This is a genomic window from Gardnerella sp. c17Ua_118 (assembly GCF_055804255.1).
In genome coordinates this window covers 300971-315976 of sequence record NZ_JANUYT010000001.1, presented here as the reverse complement: position 1 = coordinate 315976, position 15006 = coordinate 300971, and the positions used below count along the sequence as shown (strand labels likewise).

Sequence of the window (15006 nt, the reverse complement as noted above, 5' to 3'; positions counted from 1 at the left end):
CCTTATAAAACTTCAAATCATTTTTTTAATGATTTTACCTCATTTTTAATCTGTTCAACACGATTCAACTTTTCCCAAGGAAACTCAACATCACTTCTGCCAAAATGACCATAAGCAGAAGTCTTAGAGTAAATTGGTATAAGCAAATCAAGCTCGTCTATAATCGCAGCTGGTCTCAAATCAAAGACTTTGCGAACTATTGCAGAAATATCCGAACGCGTAATTCCGTTGGCTTCTGTTCCAAAAGTTTCTACATTTACGCTAACAGGCTCCGCAATACCAATTGCGTACGCGACTTGCACTTCTACTTTATGAGCCAAACCTGCAGCAACAAGATTCTTAGCAACCCAACGTGCAGCGTATGCCGCAGAACGATCTACCTTACTAGGGTCTTTTCCAGAAAAAGCTCCGCCACCATGATGAGCGGCTCCACCATAAGTGTCTACAATAATCTTTCTGCCAGTCAATCCAGAGTCTGCAGCAGGACCGCCTAAAACAAACGACCCTGTAGGATTTACAAGCATTCTATAATCGCTATAATCAACGCGATTTTCTAAGACTTTACTAAGAACAGGCTCTACAACGTTTTTAACAAGCTGTTCTCTAAGCCAATCAACGCTTACATTAGGGCTATGTTGAGTGGAAATCAAAACAGTATCTAAGCGAATAGGCTCTAACTTTTCGTTATACTCGATTGTTACTTGTGTTTTTCCGTCTGGTCGAAGATTTGGCACAATTCCAGACTTTCTAACATAAGATAAGCGTTGAGCAAGACGATGAGCAAGATAGATTGGAAGAGGCATATAAGTGTCTGTTTCGTCGCTAGCATAACCAAACATAACGCCCTGGTCGCCTGCTCCTTGATTTTTGTAGCGTTCTTCTTTAGACGCAAGATTTTCGGATTCTAAATCTAATCTAGAAACACCTTGATTTATCTCCGCGCTTTGCTCAGTTAGCGAAACCATTACTCCACAAGAATCAGCGTCTAAGCCAACCGAAGAACTGTTGTATCCAACTTCGCGCACAACTTTTCTTACGATTCCAGGAATATCTGTGTAAACTTCTCCCCTAACTTCGCCAAAAACAACAAATTGGCCTACGCAAGCGCAAACTTCAACAGCAACATGCGCATGGGGATCTTGACGAAGCATGTCGTCTAAAATTGCATCTGCAATCTGATCGCAAAGCTTATCTGGATGACCTTCCGTAACAGATTCTGCAGAAATAAGTTTAGACTCTTTCATAATTCCCCTTTATAACTTTATAACTTTATAAATCAAGCTAACTCTCTAATCAAGCTAACTCTATAAATCGCGCATTAAAACAATCGCAGCCGCATACCCACACGCGATTGTAAGCGCAAGGATAATACGGCTGCAATTAAACGAAAAAGAAAACTCAGTTTCCTTCGTTCACATCGTCTTCACCAAGATTCTCTACTAGCAAACCCTTATTAATCTCGCGGAATGCAATAGAAAGAGGCTTTTCTTGGTTCTTATACTCAACAAGAGGACCAACGTTTTGCAACAATCCCTCGTTAAGCTGTGTGAAATAAGAATTAATCTGCCGTGCTCGTTTTGCGGCAAACAAGGCAAGCGCATACTTGGAATCCGCATGCTGCATTAAATCATCAATAGGCGGATTTGCAAGTCCCGTAGGTGTTGGCTTAGTGCCCAATGCCATAATGTTCTCCATATTCTATGGTGCCACAATAGTTTCCAAATAAACAATTGTAAGCTATTGCAAGGATATTCAAAACACTAATCAAAATTAAACTAAAGTGATCTAAACTAATCTAAACTAATCTAAACTAAAACTAATCAAGATTAATCTAAATCGTATTCTTTAGCGATTATATTCCAAAGCTCGTCCGCAGCGCGATTAGCATCGTCATTAACAATCACAAAATCAAACTCACTAGACGCAGCAATTTCCACTTTTGCTGTTTGCAAACGCTTAGCTTGTTGCTCAGGAGTTTCTGTACCTCTACCAATAAGCCTACGCTTAAGCTCTTCAAAACTAGGAGGAGCAATAAACACGTACACAACTTCCAAACCAAGTCTAGAAGCCTCTTGCTTTACTCTTCTAGCTCCTTGAAGATCAATCTCTAGAAGCGTTGGAACGTTTTGAGCAAGATGATCCAAAACTGGTTTAAGAAGAGTACCATAGTGAGCCATTCCGTGAACAAGAGCCGTCTCTAAAAATTCGCCGTTCTTTTGCCTTCTAGCAAACTCTTCTTCGTCAATAAACCAATAATGAATGCCATTAAACTCGTCGTAGCGAGGCTTTCTTGTAGTCGCAGAAACAGAAAGCCAAATATTAGGGTGTTTTTCGCGCAATACCCCCTCAACAGTGCCCTTACCAGCAGCAGTAGGACCAGTAAGAACAATCAATCGCCTTTTAATGGATTGCGTACTTTGTGTATTGTCTAAACTAACCATATTTGACTCTCTTAAATCATTTTTATGAATCCATTAAAGCTTGACGAATATCCCAAGCTATTCGTTCAGTTGCATTAGATAATGCACCAATATCTGGACCGTGCGAAGCAATAGACCTAGAAACAGTTACTAAAACATTTCCGTGAGTTCCAGCAAAAACCGTTTTCAAATCGTTAGCTTCCGCACCCTGCCAGCCGTAGCCTGGAGAAAGAATAGGGCCAGTAAAACTCGTTAAATCGATTCCACCGCCATTCATCCAATCTCCAATAGTGGCTCCAACAATTAAGCCAACAGAACCCATGCCCTTTGTATTGTTGTTAAAAGTTTGAGCAGTTTGAGCAATACCATGAGCAACAGTTGTACCACGGTATGAACCAGTTTGACGAATTGCTGTTTGCAAACTAGCGCCTTCGCGATTAGACGTTAGCGAAGCAATAAACACACCCTTGCCATTATTAAGAGCCTCATTAATCAACCCACCCATTGACCTAGCTCCGTAATATGGAAGAAGAGTAATTGCATCTGTAAGAAGAGGAGCATCTGGCTTAAAATAAGCGTCTGCAAGAGCGGAGATTGTTGTAGACAAACCACCATGACCACAATCAACAATAGTGATTACATCCATTTGCCTTGCAGCATACAGCACTCGTTCGAGCGCCGCGAAACCCTTAGACCCGTAGCGCTCGAACATGCTTGACTGGAATTTTACGGCAGCAGCTCTGCCGTTCATGGCTTGAAGCATACGCATGGAGAACAATTCTGCTCCTTGAGCGTCCATATTGTATCCCCAATTAAGCAGCATTTTGCGGTGCGGATCTATACCAACGCATAATGGCCCATATTTTGCCATAGCGTTTTTTAGACGCAATCCAAAATCGGATCTTTGCGCGCGCAATTCCTGCTCTCGTATGCTTTCGGTCATGTATTAAGCCCGACTTTCTTCGTTTTCTGCCTTCTCGATTGCAAACAGTTGCTTTGCATGCTCCTGAATGCTCATCACTTGGTAATCGTTGTTCTTAACGGCTTCTATAGCCATAAGAACTGGTGCAAACTCCGTAATTGTTGTGAATTGCGGAAGGTCTGCTGCAACAGCAGCTGCACGAATAGCATAACCATCCGTACGCGACCCTCTTGAATTCGGCGTGTTCAACACCATATCAATCTTACCATTCTCAATCAGCTCAACCACGTTTTTGCCGATTCTTTCGCGCGAAGGCACGTCATTTCGTACATCCTTCGCCGTGTCGCCTTGGCTTGAGAGCTTGTCAACAATAACGGAATCAATGCCGTAGCGTCTAAGAACAGATGCCGTACCTTCTGTAGCCCAAATCGTAAATCCAAGTTCTACTAAGCGCACTGCAAGAAGAGGCAATTGGCGTTTATCTGCATCGCTTACAGACACAAACACGTTGCCACTTGTAGGCAAACCGCCCTTGTATGCTGCAAGCTGACTCTTAGCAAAAGCATGTGGGAAGTCGCGGTCGAAGCCCATAACTTCTCCAGTAGAACGCATTTCTGGACCAAGCAAAATATCAACTGTTCTACCAACAGGCGTGCGGAAACGCTTAAAAGGCAAGACGGAAGCCTTAATAGCAACCTGCTGGCCTGGGTGAATATCTCCGCCATCTCCCTTTGGAAGAAGAAGACCGCGCTTTCGCTGCTGTTCGATTGTTTCTCCAGACATAATTCGAGCAGCAGCTTTAGCAAGAGCAACACCCGTAGCTTTAGAAGCAAACGGAACAGTTCTAGACGCTCTCGGATTTGCCTCAATCACGTACAAAGTGTTTGCCATAAAAGCGTATTGAACGTTAATAAGACCACGAACCGAGCATCCGCGAGCAATCGAAAGCGTGCCCTCCCTAAGGCGGCGAATTTGATCGTCGGAAAGCGTGCTTGGAGGAAGAGTGCAAGCAGCATCGCCAGAGTGCACACCAGCCTCTTCAACATGCTCCATAATTCCGCCAATATAAAGCTCGTTTCCGTCGTAAAGCGCGTCAACGTCAATCTCAATAGCATCTTGGAGGAACTTATCAATCAAAAGAGGCGAAGGCAAGCGACCAGAAACAACAGTGTCTGCTCTAGCTTCTTGCAAAGCGCGATCTACGTATTTTGCAAGCTGAGCATCGTCGTAAACGATTTCCATGCCACGACCACCAAGCACGTAGCTTGGTCGTACAAGAACCGGGTATCCGATTGCGTGAGCTGCATCTTTAGCTTCTTCAAGACTTAAAGCAGTGCCGTAGCGCGGAGCATTCATGCCTTCTTGGCGAAGAACCTCGCCGAAAAGCTCGCGATTTTCCGCCAAATCAATGGCCTCAGGAGTCGTTCCCAAAATCGGAACACCTGCAGCTTTAAGGCGAGCTGCAAGCGAAAGCGGAGTTTGACCACCAAGCTGAACAATCACGCCTTTAACCGGTCCAAGCTTCTTTTCTGCTTGATAAATCTCAAGCACGTCTTCGAAGGTAAGCGGCTCAAAGTAAAGACGATCCGACATATCGTAGTCTGTAGAAACTGTTTCAGGATTGCAATTAACCATGATTGTGTCGTAATCCTTACCCAGCTCTTGCACAGCGTGAACGCAAGTGTAGTCAAACTCAATACCCTGGCCGATTCTATTTGGACCAGATCCAAGAATAATCACAGCTTCGCGATTGCGCGGCTTAAGCTCGCTTTCTTGAGCGTAGCAAGAATAGTAGTAAGGTGTTACAGCGTCGAACTCGGCAGCGCAAGTGTCAACCGTTTTGTAAACAGGATGCAATCCATAGGCCCATCGAAGCTCTCTAACCATGTTTTCGCCTTCGTCGCCAAGATTACGCAAATGCGCAATTTGAACATCCGAAAGGCCTGCAAGCTTAGCGCTCTTTAACACTTTTGGCGTCAAGTTTTCTGCTTCACGAACCTCTAGCGCTGTTTTGTTAATTAACGAAAGGTGCTCAACAAACCATGGGTCGATTTTTGTTGCGTCAAAAATCTGCTCTGGAGTTGCTCCGCCCCAAAGCGCGCGCTGAATTTGCAAGTAGCGGTGCTCTGTTGGCGTGTGCATTTCTTCAAGAAGTCTATTAACTTCTTCTTTGCTCGGGCGCTCTCCGTCCCAGTTAAAGCATGCGTGGCGCTTATCGATTGAGCGCATTGCTTTTCCTAGGGACTCCTGGAAGTTTCCAGCCAAAGCCATTGCTTCGCCAACCGACTTCATAGAAGTAGTAAGCGTAGTGTCTGCTCCAGGGAACTTTTCGAAAGCAAAACGTGGAATCTTAGTTACAACATAGTCAATCGTTGGCTCAAAGCTTGCAGGCGTTGAACGCGTAATATCGTTTTGAATTTCGTCCAAAGTGTAGCCGAGCGCAAGTTTTGTGGCGATTTTTGCGATTGGGAAGCCAGTTGCTTTAGATGCGAGCGCAGAAGAACGCGAAACTCTCGGATTCATTTCGATTACGATTATGCGACCAGTCTTAGGGTTGATTGCGAATTGAATATTGCAACCGCCTGTATCAACGCCTACGCCTCGAATAATCGCAATGCCAATATCGCGCATCTTTTGATACTCGCGATCCGTTAGCGTAAAGCATGGAGCAACAGTAATCGAGTCTCCCGTGTGAACGCCTACAGGATCAACGTTTTCGATTGGGCACACAACAACAACGTTGTCTTTAGAATCTCGCATAAGCTCCAGCTCAAATTCCTTCCAGCCTTCAATGCCTTCTTCAATAAGCACTTCGTCTGTTGGAGAATAGTGGATGCCAGCTCCCGCAATACGGTGTAATTCTTCTTGATTGTGAGCAATTCCAGATCCTAAGCCGCCCATTGTAAAGCTTGGGCGTACCACTACTGGGTATCCAAGCGTTTCAACAATCTTGTCTACTTCTTCAATTGAGTGAGCAATAAAGGATTTTGCGCTTTCTGCTCCAGCTTTTTCTACGACTTTCTTAAAAAGCTCACGATCTTCACCGCGATCAATTGCTTCCAAAGATGCGCCAATAAGCTCCACATTGTACTTTTTTAGGATTCCTGCACGCCCCAAGTCCATTGCAGCATTAAGCGCAGTTTGGCCGCCTAGCGTTGGAAGAAGCGCGTCTGGCTTCTCTTTAGCAATAATGCGCTCCAAAATCGCCGTGTCTATTGGCTCAATGTATGTTGCATCTGCAAGCTCTGGATCCGTCATAATCGTAGCAGGATTAGAGTTTACAAGGATTACGCGGATTCCTTCTTCGTGAAGCACTCGGCAAGCTTGCGTTCCCGAATAGTCAAATTCTGCAGCCTGACCAATTACGATTGGGCCAGAACCAATCACCATTACAGACTTAATATCATCGCGTTTTGGCATTATAAATTCCTTTTATCTCTTTATACCTACTATTTTTCGCTCTTATTCTTGTGATTTTGCATAAGTTCTACAAAGCGATCAAACAAGTATGATGCGTCGTGAGGTCCTGCGGCTGCTTCTGGGTGATATTGCACAGAAAAAGCTGGAATATCAAGGCATTGCAAGCCTTCTACAACATTGTCGTTAAGATCTACATGAGACACTATTACGCGACCAAAATGGCCATTTTCGTAAGGAGACTGAACAGTCTTGCCAATAGGAGCATCTACAGCAAATCCGTGATTATGAGCCGTAACTTCTACTTTTCCGGTAGTCACGTCTTTTACAGGCTGATTTATGCCACGATGACCAAACTTAAGCTTGTATGTTCCAAAGCCGAGCGCGCGACCAAGCAATTGGTTTCCAAAGCATATTCCAAAGAATGGGTATCCTGCGTCTAACACGTTACGCAATAATTCCACTTCGCGATTTGCTTGAGCAGGGTCTCCAGGGCCATTCGAGAAGAACACGCCATCTGCGTTAAGCGCTTGAAGCGACTCAAAGCTTATTGAGGAGCTTACAACGTGCACACGGCATCCACGCTGCGCCAAACGGTGAGGAGTCATGGCTTTTATTCCAAAGTCAACAGCTACAACAGTGTAAAGAGGCTCTTTGCCTTCATAATCCCCGCAAGGCTCAATCGTATAAGCTTCTTGTGTGCTAACTTCGTCTGTTAGTCGCAAACCTTGCATTTGAGGAGTTTCTTTAATCTCATTTACAAAAGATGAGACTGTGCGAATTGCTCCAGTAGTTTTATCTATAAGAGCATCATTAGAAAAAATGCCAGCACGCATAACGCCAACTGAGCGTAAATGTCGTACCAGCATTCTTGTATCAATACCACTGATTCCTACAATACCTTGTTTTTCTAAATCATCTTCCAAGGAACCAGTGGCTCTCCAATTGCTAACATTTGGACTTGGAGCTTTTACCACATATCCTGCAACCCATATTTTTGACGACTCTGGGTCTTCGCCGTTTATTCCCGTGTTTCCTATGTGTGGGAACGTTTGAACAACTATTTGTTGATCATAACTTGGATCAGTAAGTGTTTCTTGGTAACCAGTCATTCCTGTAGAGAACACGATTTCAGCGCGTGTAGAACCTTTTGCGCCAAATGGTTTACCAACGTAAACTTGCCCGTCTTCCAATACTAATACTGCATCATCAGTGCCGAATCCGGCGAAGGTGTCGTTATAGCCCACCTTAACCCCCTTATGGCTTTAGGTTATTCGTGGTAAGTCTACTCATATTGGCGGACGGCGACGCGCCGATGCGCTCCGACCTGCTTTCGCACTCAAAGCGTAGCATGCGAAAGCAATTCGGAGCGCCGAGCTTGCTCAAGGTTGAAAGCATGGGGTGCTTTCAACGCAAGCGAGGTCTGCCTTCGTCTCGATTGACGAAGGCAGTGCAGATTCGCGTGAAACATTTCGCAAGATTTCGACTTTTCCTTTACACGCAAGTAAAGAAACTGTCAAAATACACGATATTTGTAGCCAAATAGGAAAGCAATTACAGAAAATTTATTCAGCAGCTTCCGCAGAAGCATCTTCACCAGATTCCCCAGATTCACCATTAAACTTAGCCAAGCAAGCGTCTTTATCGGAAACAATTGCGCTTAAAAGACCATGAATAAAGGTGATTGCTTCATCATCACTATATGTTTTAGAAAGAGCAATTGCCTCGTCAATCGCAACTTTATCTGGCACTTCGTCGTTTAGAAGAATCTCCCAAACAGCAATGCGCAAAATATTGCGGTCAATAACCGCCATTCTTCCAACTTTCCATCCTGTTGAATAGCGATTTAAGGTTTTATCAATCCTATTTCTGCGCTCTCCTACTCCGCGAATAATATCAACAGCATAATCTGGAAGAGGAGTTTGCGCGCCTGGCTCTTTCAAACGTTCGTCGAGTAAAGAAAGAATATTCTGACTTTTCTCGTCTGCCTCATAAAGAGTGTTCAATGCCCTCTTTCGAGCAGTGGAGCGTGCCATATTAGCGTCCTTTTTATAAGTTTTTACTAGTTTTCGCGACCAAGGTAAGAGCCGTCACGAGTATCGACCTTAACCTTTTCGCCTTCGCCAACAAAGAGTGGAACCTGAATTTCAGCACCAGTCTCAACTGTTGCAGGCTTAGTGCCAGCGTTAGAACGGTTGCCTTGCAAGCCTGGCTCAGTGTGAGTAATCGTCAAAATTACAGACGCTGGAAGCTCTACGCTCAAAGGAGTGCCATCATGGAAGCTAACAATGCAATCAGTTCCTTCAAGAAGATACTTGCTTTGCTCTCCAACCAAATCCTTAGGAATGTACACCTGGTCGTAGGTTGTCATATCCATAAACACAAAGTTATCGCCGTCTTCGTAAGAGTATTGCAAAGTACGGTTATCAACGGTCTCGAACTCCATCTTCATGCCGGCGTTAAAAGTCTTATCGACAATCTTGCCCGAGAGCACGTTCTTAATGGTGGTACGAACGAAAGCAGGACCTTTGCCTGGCTTTACGTGCTGGAACTTAACAACAGTCCAAAGCTGACCTTCAAGGTTCAAAACCGATCCATTTTTAATATCATTGGTAGTCTGTGCCACGAGTTATCCGTTTCTTTCGCTAATAAAGCTGCAATGCGTGCAGCTAAGAAATAAACCTTGCTTATTATGCCACAAAGCGTCAACTAATTAAAATAACAACTAAAATAACAACCGCATTTAACGCAATTATTCGTTACTCTGATCGTTTTGTTCCAAAGACTCTGAGTTTTGACTACGACCCATTGGAATATAGCCACCTTGATCATCCTTAGGATGTGGAGCATCAAAAGGATACCCATTGCCATCTCTACTTAAAAATCTATCGCTCACTTTTTTAATTCTATCTTCGTACTGGCTTATAACAGCTTTTATTTTTTGATAAGCCTGCTTTAATTCTTGATAATTATTGGTGCTTTTAGCAAGAGCATTCCCAGCATCATTAATAGCATCTTCTAGGCTTTTAGAAGCATCAGCTAAAATAGGCAAATTTTTCGCTTTTTCTACAAGCTCTCTAGCTTTTTTAACAAGATTTAACAATTGATCTCCAAAAGCAGTTCTGCTAGTTTTTAGTAAATTCTTTGCATGCGTTTTAACAGAATCAGCATCTTTACGCAAAGAATCCAATTTGTCTGAAAGCTTATTTTCAACTCTTGTAGAATCGTAAGAATCCGCGCCAAGTGGGCATGCTGGAATATCATCGTTTAAGTCATCATTAGCGTAGCTTAGAGAAGATTCAAAATCATCTGCAGCGTCTTTAGCTGCATCAAAATCTTCATCAAAATCAGCAGCTTTTATATTAGAAGCATCTTTAACATCTTGACTTGATACAATTTTTTTAAGCTCTTCTTTAGCATTGATTACTTTTTTGCGCAATTGAACGCAATTTTTAGAAGGCTCACTTGCTTTTAGATTAGTCTTAGAGTTATTAGCAAATAATACAAACCCTAATCCAGCAACGACTCCGATTGATATAAGAGATACACAAACAATAACAGCAATAGCCTTTTTATCGCTTAACAAGGAGTTGTTTGAATCATCATTAGAAGATCCAAAAATATTTTCTTGCTCATACTCATCTTGATTATTAAAGGAAGCGATATCATCCAAATCTTCTGATTCTTGGTACTTATTATTGCTGTTTTCCATATTATGAGATTAATACAATCTTTTGATATTTTTACTCACATATAAAAGCATCATTATAAAACACTAATTTATAATTATTTTTACAAAAAAAGAACATAAACTAACATATTATCTTTACTTTATTCATAAAGACTGATATATTTAACATGTTCTAACAAGAACGAACATACGCATGATTTAACCGAGAAGAGAAACCATGAGAAAAAATATATTCGCATCTTGCTTATCTTTAGTAATAATTTTCTCACTAATACCAACTCAAGCCATTGCTCGCGAAAAATTAAACACTGGGCTAACGCAGTATAACGAATCTGTTGCATCTAATCCAAAAAACACAGAAAATACACCAAACATTTGGCACGAAGCAAAATATCAGGGTTTATTTGACCCAACTCCTACTGGACTAAAGTGGAAGTTGGACGAATCAACTAACACTCTTGAAATATCAAAAATTAGCGGGACAGATTTTGCATCTAACTCAATTGAAAAAATAATTTCCTCTAATAAAAACAACCAAGATGGCGTAAATTTTGATACAGCTAAAGTCAAAGTCATAAATATTGTTCAATCAGGCGATCAAACTGAAAATGCTGGAAAAATTCAACTCGGTAACGGTGCTAGCAATCTGTTTTCAAACTTTGCAAATCTAGAAACAATAAACAATTTGGATTTATTTGACACTTCTAATGTAGAAGATATGTCTGGAATGTTTTCTTCAACTCCTAAGCTAAAAAACATTAATGGAACTAAAGACTGGGATACAAGCCGCGTAACAGATATGAGCAGCCTGTTTGAAGATAGCGGAATAATCAGCATAAATCCAATATCTAACTGGGACGTTAGCAACGTTGAAAACATGCAGCTAATGTTTAGAAACACAAAAAATTTGCGCACAGTTCACGGATTAGACGAAAAGTGGAACACTAACAACGTTACAGACATGACTAGCATGTTTGAAGGCAGCGCAATCGAATCTGCAGACGGCATTAGAAACTTTAAAACGCGCAATGTTCATCATATGAACAACATGTTCTACCAAGCAAAGAATCTTTCAAACGTTAAGGGAATTACTTGGGACAACACCTACTGCGATGAAGCAACTGGAATGTTTGAAGAAAGCGGATTAACAACTAGCGAAGGCTTAGAAGTGTTTACAAACAACAATCTAGCTTCAATGGGAAGAATGTTTATGAACGCCAACAAGCTAGAAGACATTAAAGCGCTTGAAAACTGGGATATTAGCAATACTAACGACATTGGAAAAATGTTTACTGGAACAACCTCACTTAAAGAAGCCAACCTTGGAAAATGGAAAACTTCTTATGTTTCAAACATTGTTGGTCTTTTTGACAACAGTGGCGTTAAAAAGATAACTGGCTTAGAAAATTGGAATACAAAAAATGTTTGGAATATGGGAAAAGCATTTTCAAACACTACTAATTTAACACAAATACCAGGAATCGAAAATTGGAACACTTCTAGCGCAACAGACATGAACGATATGTTTGCAAACTCTTCTGTAACGTCTCTAGATATTTCTAAGTGGGATTTAACACAAGCTCTTAATATTCAAACCGGTTCATTAAACCAAGGTGTTAAAAACATGTTTGGCGGCAGCAAAATCGTTGATATTACCATTCCATCTGGCGTTAATCTCGAACAAACAAATCTTTCGGCACTTAATGACATTTGGAAAGAAGCAAGCACACAAAATGGAAATCTTCTTATTAAAGAAGGTGGATTCTCAAATAGTGCAAAAGATTTAATAGAAAATAACGCAAAACAAAGCAAAGAAAGCGGCTCTAGAAGATTCTTACGCGGATACTTTATGGCTACAATAAAACACGGCGATGCTAATATTAATTGCTTAGTTAATACGAATGGAAAACATAATTTTGTTGATGCAATTGTTAACTGTAAAGATTCAAATAATAAAATAACTGACTTCCGAAATCTAGGTATAGAAAAAGCAAACGCAACTTTATCTACAATTCTAGGCTTAAAAGACGAAGTGATTACAGATTGGAATAATGGGAACTCTGCTTTTAATACAGATTTAAGCAATCTTGATTTAAGTAAAGATTTTAATTTGACTGTTAAAACTAAAAGCATTCAAAAGGAAACTTCAAACGTTGTTGAGCCTAGTAGATCTGAATCTTCGGACCATGATTCTGATTCTGATTACAGTTTGAACAAATTATTATTCATTCCTTTTAATAAAGATGATTACAATTATAGTAGTTATAATCAAACCAGTGTTGATGCGAAAACATATACTGCAGAACAACAAAAGGTTGCAGAACCTAAAACTGCAGAATCTGCTAAATCGCAACAAGAAAATCAAGATACTTCTTACAAAGCAGAAATCGCCAACAAAACTGTAACAAATAAGAATCAAACCGAACAAAGCAGCAACTCAATCAGCAATAACGCTGATTACAAAGATTTGCAAAACGATTATTCTAAAGAAAACAACTCTAAAGATAATGATTCAAGTAAAAGCGTAAACAAAAAGAAGGACGCACTAACAAATAACAGCTATATTGCGAAAGCAGCCTCTTCAACCAATAATACGCATGTATTAGCTATTGCTATATTAGTTGTATTTGTTGTTGCAATTACTGGAATTGCAACCTTTACTCTAAAGAAAAACTAAAACATTTGCAATAATTTTCCGCAAAATGTTGTTCTACACAACATGTTTACAACATTTTGCGGAAAACTTTAAGATATTTTATTAAAACGCCATATATCAAGCGCCATATTGAATAAGATATTTAGCAGCGCGATCTGCTAACTGCTGATTCATTACAGGCTCGCCGTTTGAATTACTAATATTCTTGGCTGCATCGAAGATTTCGCGCACGTTTGCAATTGGAAGCACTGGGAATCCAAACTCTTGCTCTACTGCTTTTACTGCAGAAAGATCACTGTCTTTTGTGCGCTCCATTCTATCTACTGCCAAAATCAAGCCAACAACTTGCACATTTGCTTCTGCTTTAAGCTTTGGCAAAGTTTCGCGAACTGCAGTTCCAGCAGTCATAACGTCGTCAACTAGCAACACATTCATGCCGTCTTTTAGCGGCTTTCCAACCATCATTCCGCCGTCGCCGTGGTCTTTTCGCTCTTTTCTATCAAAAGTAAAACCAACTGGCATATTGTAATTATTTGTTAAAGCCATAGACGTAGAAACTGCCAGCGGAATGCCTTTATAAGCAGGACCAAAAACTGTGTCAATATTGTTAGAAAGAATACCATCTTTGATTGCTGCAACAATTCTTTGAGCGTAATAATCGCCAAGAGAAGCGATTTTCATGCCGTCGTCAAAAGCACCAGCGTTAATAAAGTAAGGCGATTGGCGACCAGACTTAAGCGTAAAATCACCAAATTTAAGTGCGCCTGAATCAAGCAAAAACTTTGTAAAATCCTCGTGTAATTGTGCCATAATTAACTCTCCTTGTTAAATCTGTCTTAAATAATCTGTCTTAAATAATCTGTCTTAAATAATCTGTCTTAAATAAATTGTTTTACTGTATTAAATTTCATCGCCAAGTTTTGCCTTCTTTAAGCAAAGATGCAAGCTTTGGTCGAGAATCAAGCAAATCGTCAAGCTCACGCGCAATGCGAATCGGAGCAGTTGGGTCCACAAGAGCGGCCGCCCCAACTTCTACAGCATTAGCGCCAGCATACAAGTATTCCAAAGCTTTCTCTCCAGAATCAATGCCACCAATACCAATGATTGGAATATCTGGCATAGCTTGACGCACTCGCCACACAAATCCAAGACCAATCGGGAAGATTGCAGGACCAGAAACACCGCCCGTACGGTTTGCAATAATCGGCTCGCCTGTGCGAATGTCAATTCTCAATCCAACTAAAGTATTAATCATGCTTAAAGCATCTGCGCCAGCGTCAACAGCAGCTTTGCAAATCGAAACAATATCTGTAACATTTGGCGTCATTTTTACAATCATCGGCTTATCTGTCATTGCGCGAAGTCGCTTAATTAAACGATGCAATGCAACTGGGTCTGTGCCAACACTCATTCCGCCATGAGTTACATTTGGGCAGCTAACGTTAATCTCTAGCATATCTGCCGCGGAATCCGCAAGCTTTTCAACAACTTGCGCATAATCTTCGTCACTGTGGCCTGCAACATTTGTGATTACAAGCGCTCCAAGCTTTTTTAACTTTGGAAGCTCGTCTACTAAATAGTGATCAACTCCAGGATTTTGCAAACCAACAGCATTCACCATTCCAGAAGGCGATTCTGCAGTGCGCGGAGAAGGATTACCCTCCCAAGGAACTGGGGAAACACCTTTTGTACAAATTGCTCCAAGTTGGCTAACGTCATAAAAGTGCGCGCAAGCTGCAAGTTGGAACGTTCCAGACGCTGTTCCAACCATGTTTTTCCACTCAACTCCCGCAACTTTAGTTGAGTGCTTCCAAACGTGGCTAGTGTCAAAACCAAGATTTTGCGCATTATTTTGCGCGTTTTCTAAAGCATTATTTGTTTCATTGCTCATGTTCTTTCC

The 15006-nt window shown here is 41.4% G+C and carries 12 protein-coding genes; 1 reads left to right on the top strand and 11 read right to left on the bottom strand.

Features of this window, described 5'->3' with window-relative positions; genetic code table 11:
* Window positions 1-17 precede the first annotated feature (17 nt).
* From metK to NYP69_RS01320, 9 genes are all read right to left on the bottom strand, one after another.
* Window positions 18-1244 carry a methionine adenosyltransferase gene (gene metK, locus NYP69_RS01360; RefSeq protein WP_115761913.1) on the bottom strand — a complete coding sequence of 409 codons (1227 nt, stop codon included), beginning with the start codon at window positions 1242-1244 and terminating at the stop codon, window positions 18-20.
* A gap of 154 nt (window positions 1245-1398) precedes the next feature.
* Window positions 1399-1683 (bottom strand): DNA-directed RNA polymerase subunit omega, encoded by a 285-nt coding sequence (gene rpoZ / locus NYP69_RS01355; protein WP_004130985.1) that lies wholly within the window; start codon window positions 1681-1683, stop codon window positions 1399-1401.
* A gap of 143 nt (window positions 1684-1826) precedes the next feature.
* Entirely contained in the window at window positions 1827-2441 is a 615-nt protein-coding gene (gmk, locus tag NYP69_RS01350; RefSeq protein ID WP_016635440.1) for a guanylate kinase, read from the bottom strand.
* 22 nt (window positions 2442-2463) lie between these two features.
* Complete coding sequence (pyrF, locus tag NYP69_RS01345) at window positions 2464-3363, bottom strand: orotidine-5'-phosphate decarboxylase (RefSeq protein ID WP_101889319.1); 900 nt, start codon at window positions 3361-3363, stop codon at window positions 2464-2466.
* A gap of 3 nt (window positions 3364-3366) precedes the next feature.
* Window positions 3367-6762, bottom strand: coding sequence for a carbamoyl-phosphate synthase large subunit (carB, locus tag NYP69_RS01340; RefSeq protein WP_473410495.1), 3396 nt, complete (start codon window positions 6760-6762; stop codon window positions 3367-3369).
* A 29-nt stretch (window positions 6763-6791) separates the two neighbouring features.
* Window positions 6792-8006, bottom strand: a complete 1215-nt coding sequence (gene carA, locus NYP69_RS01335) for a glutamine-hydrolyzing carbamoyl-phosphate synthase small subunit (protein ID WP_004133062.1) — start codon at window positions 8004-8006, stop codon at window positions 6792-6794.
* A gap of 318 nt (window positions 8007-8324) precedes the next feature.
* The gene (gene nusB, locus NYP69_RS01330) at window positions 8325-8795 is read right to left on the bottom strand and encodes a transcription antitermination factor NusB (RefSeq protein ID WP_004133060.1); all 471 of its coding nucleotides are present in this window, start codon (window positions 8793-8795) and stop codon (window positions 8325-8327) included.
* Window positions 8796-8821: 26 nt separating this feature from the next.
* Window positions 8822-9385: an elongation factor P gene (gene efp / locus NYP69_RS01325; RefSeq protein ID WP_004133058.1), complete on the bottom strand. Its 564-nt coding sequence runs from the start codon at window positions 9383-9385 to the stop codon at window positions 8822-8824.
* 126 nt (window positions 9386-9511) lie between these two features.
* Window positions 9512-10471: a hypothetical protein gene (locus NYP69_RS01320; RefSeq protein ID WP_102704558.1), complete on the bottom strand. Its 960-nt coding sequence runs from the start codon at window positions 10469-10471 to the stop codon at window positions 9512-9514.
* 196 nt (window positions 10472-10667) lie between these two features.
* On the opposite strand from NYP69_RS01320, the gene NYP69_RS01315 reads away from it, so the two are divergent.
* Window positions 10668-13127: a BspA family leucine-rich repeat surface protein gene (locus NYP69_RS01315; RefSeq protein WP_473410494.1), complete on the top strand. Its 2460-nt coding sequence runs from the start codon at window positions 10668-10670 to the stop codon at window positions 13125-13127.
* A 96-nt stretch (window positions 13128-13223) separates the two neighbouring features.
* Here NYP69_RS01315 and pyrE read toward each other — a convergent pair whose 3' ends face one another.
* The gene (gene pyrE / locus NYP69_RS01310; protein WP_060785950.1) at window positions 13224-13916 is read right to left on the bottom strand and encodes an orotate phosphoribosyltransferase; all 693 of its coding nucleotides are present in this window, start codon (window positions 13914-13916) and stop codon (window positions 13224-13226) included.
* 97 nt (window positions 13917-14013) lie between these two features.
* Window positions 14014-14997, bottom strand: coding sequence for a dihydroorotate dehydrogenase (locus tag NYP69_RS01305; RefSeq protein ID WP_016635432.1), 984 nt, complete (start codon window positions 14995-14997; stop codon window positions 14014-14016).
* Window positions 14998-15006 lie beyond the last annotated feature (9 nt).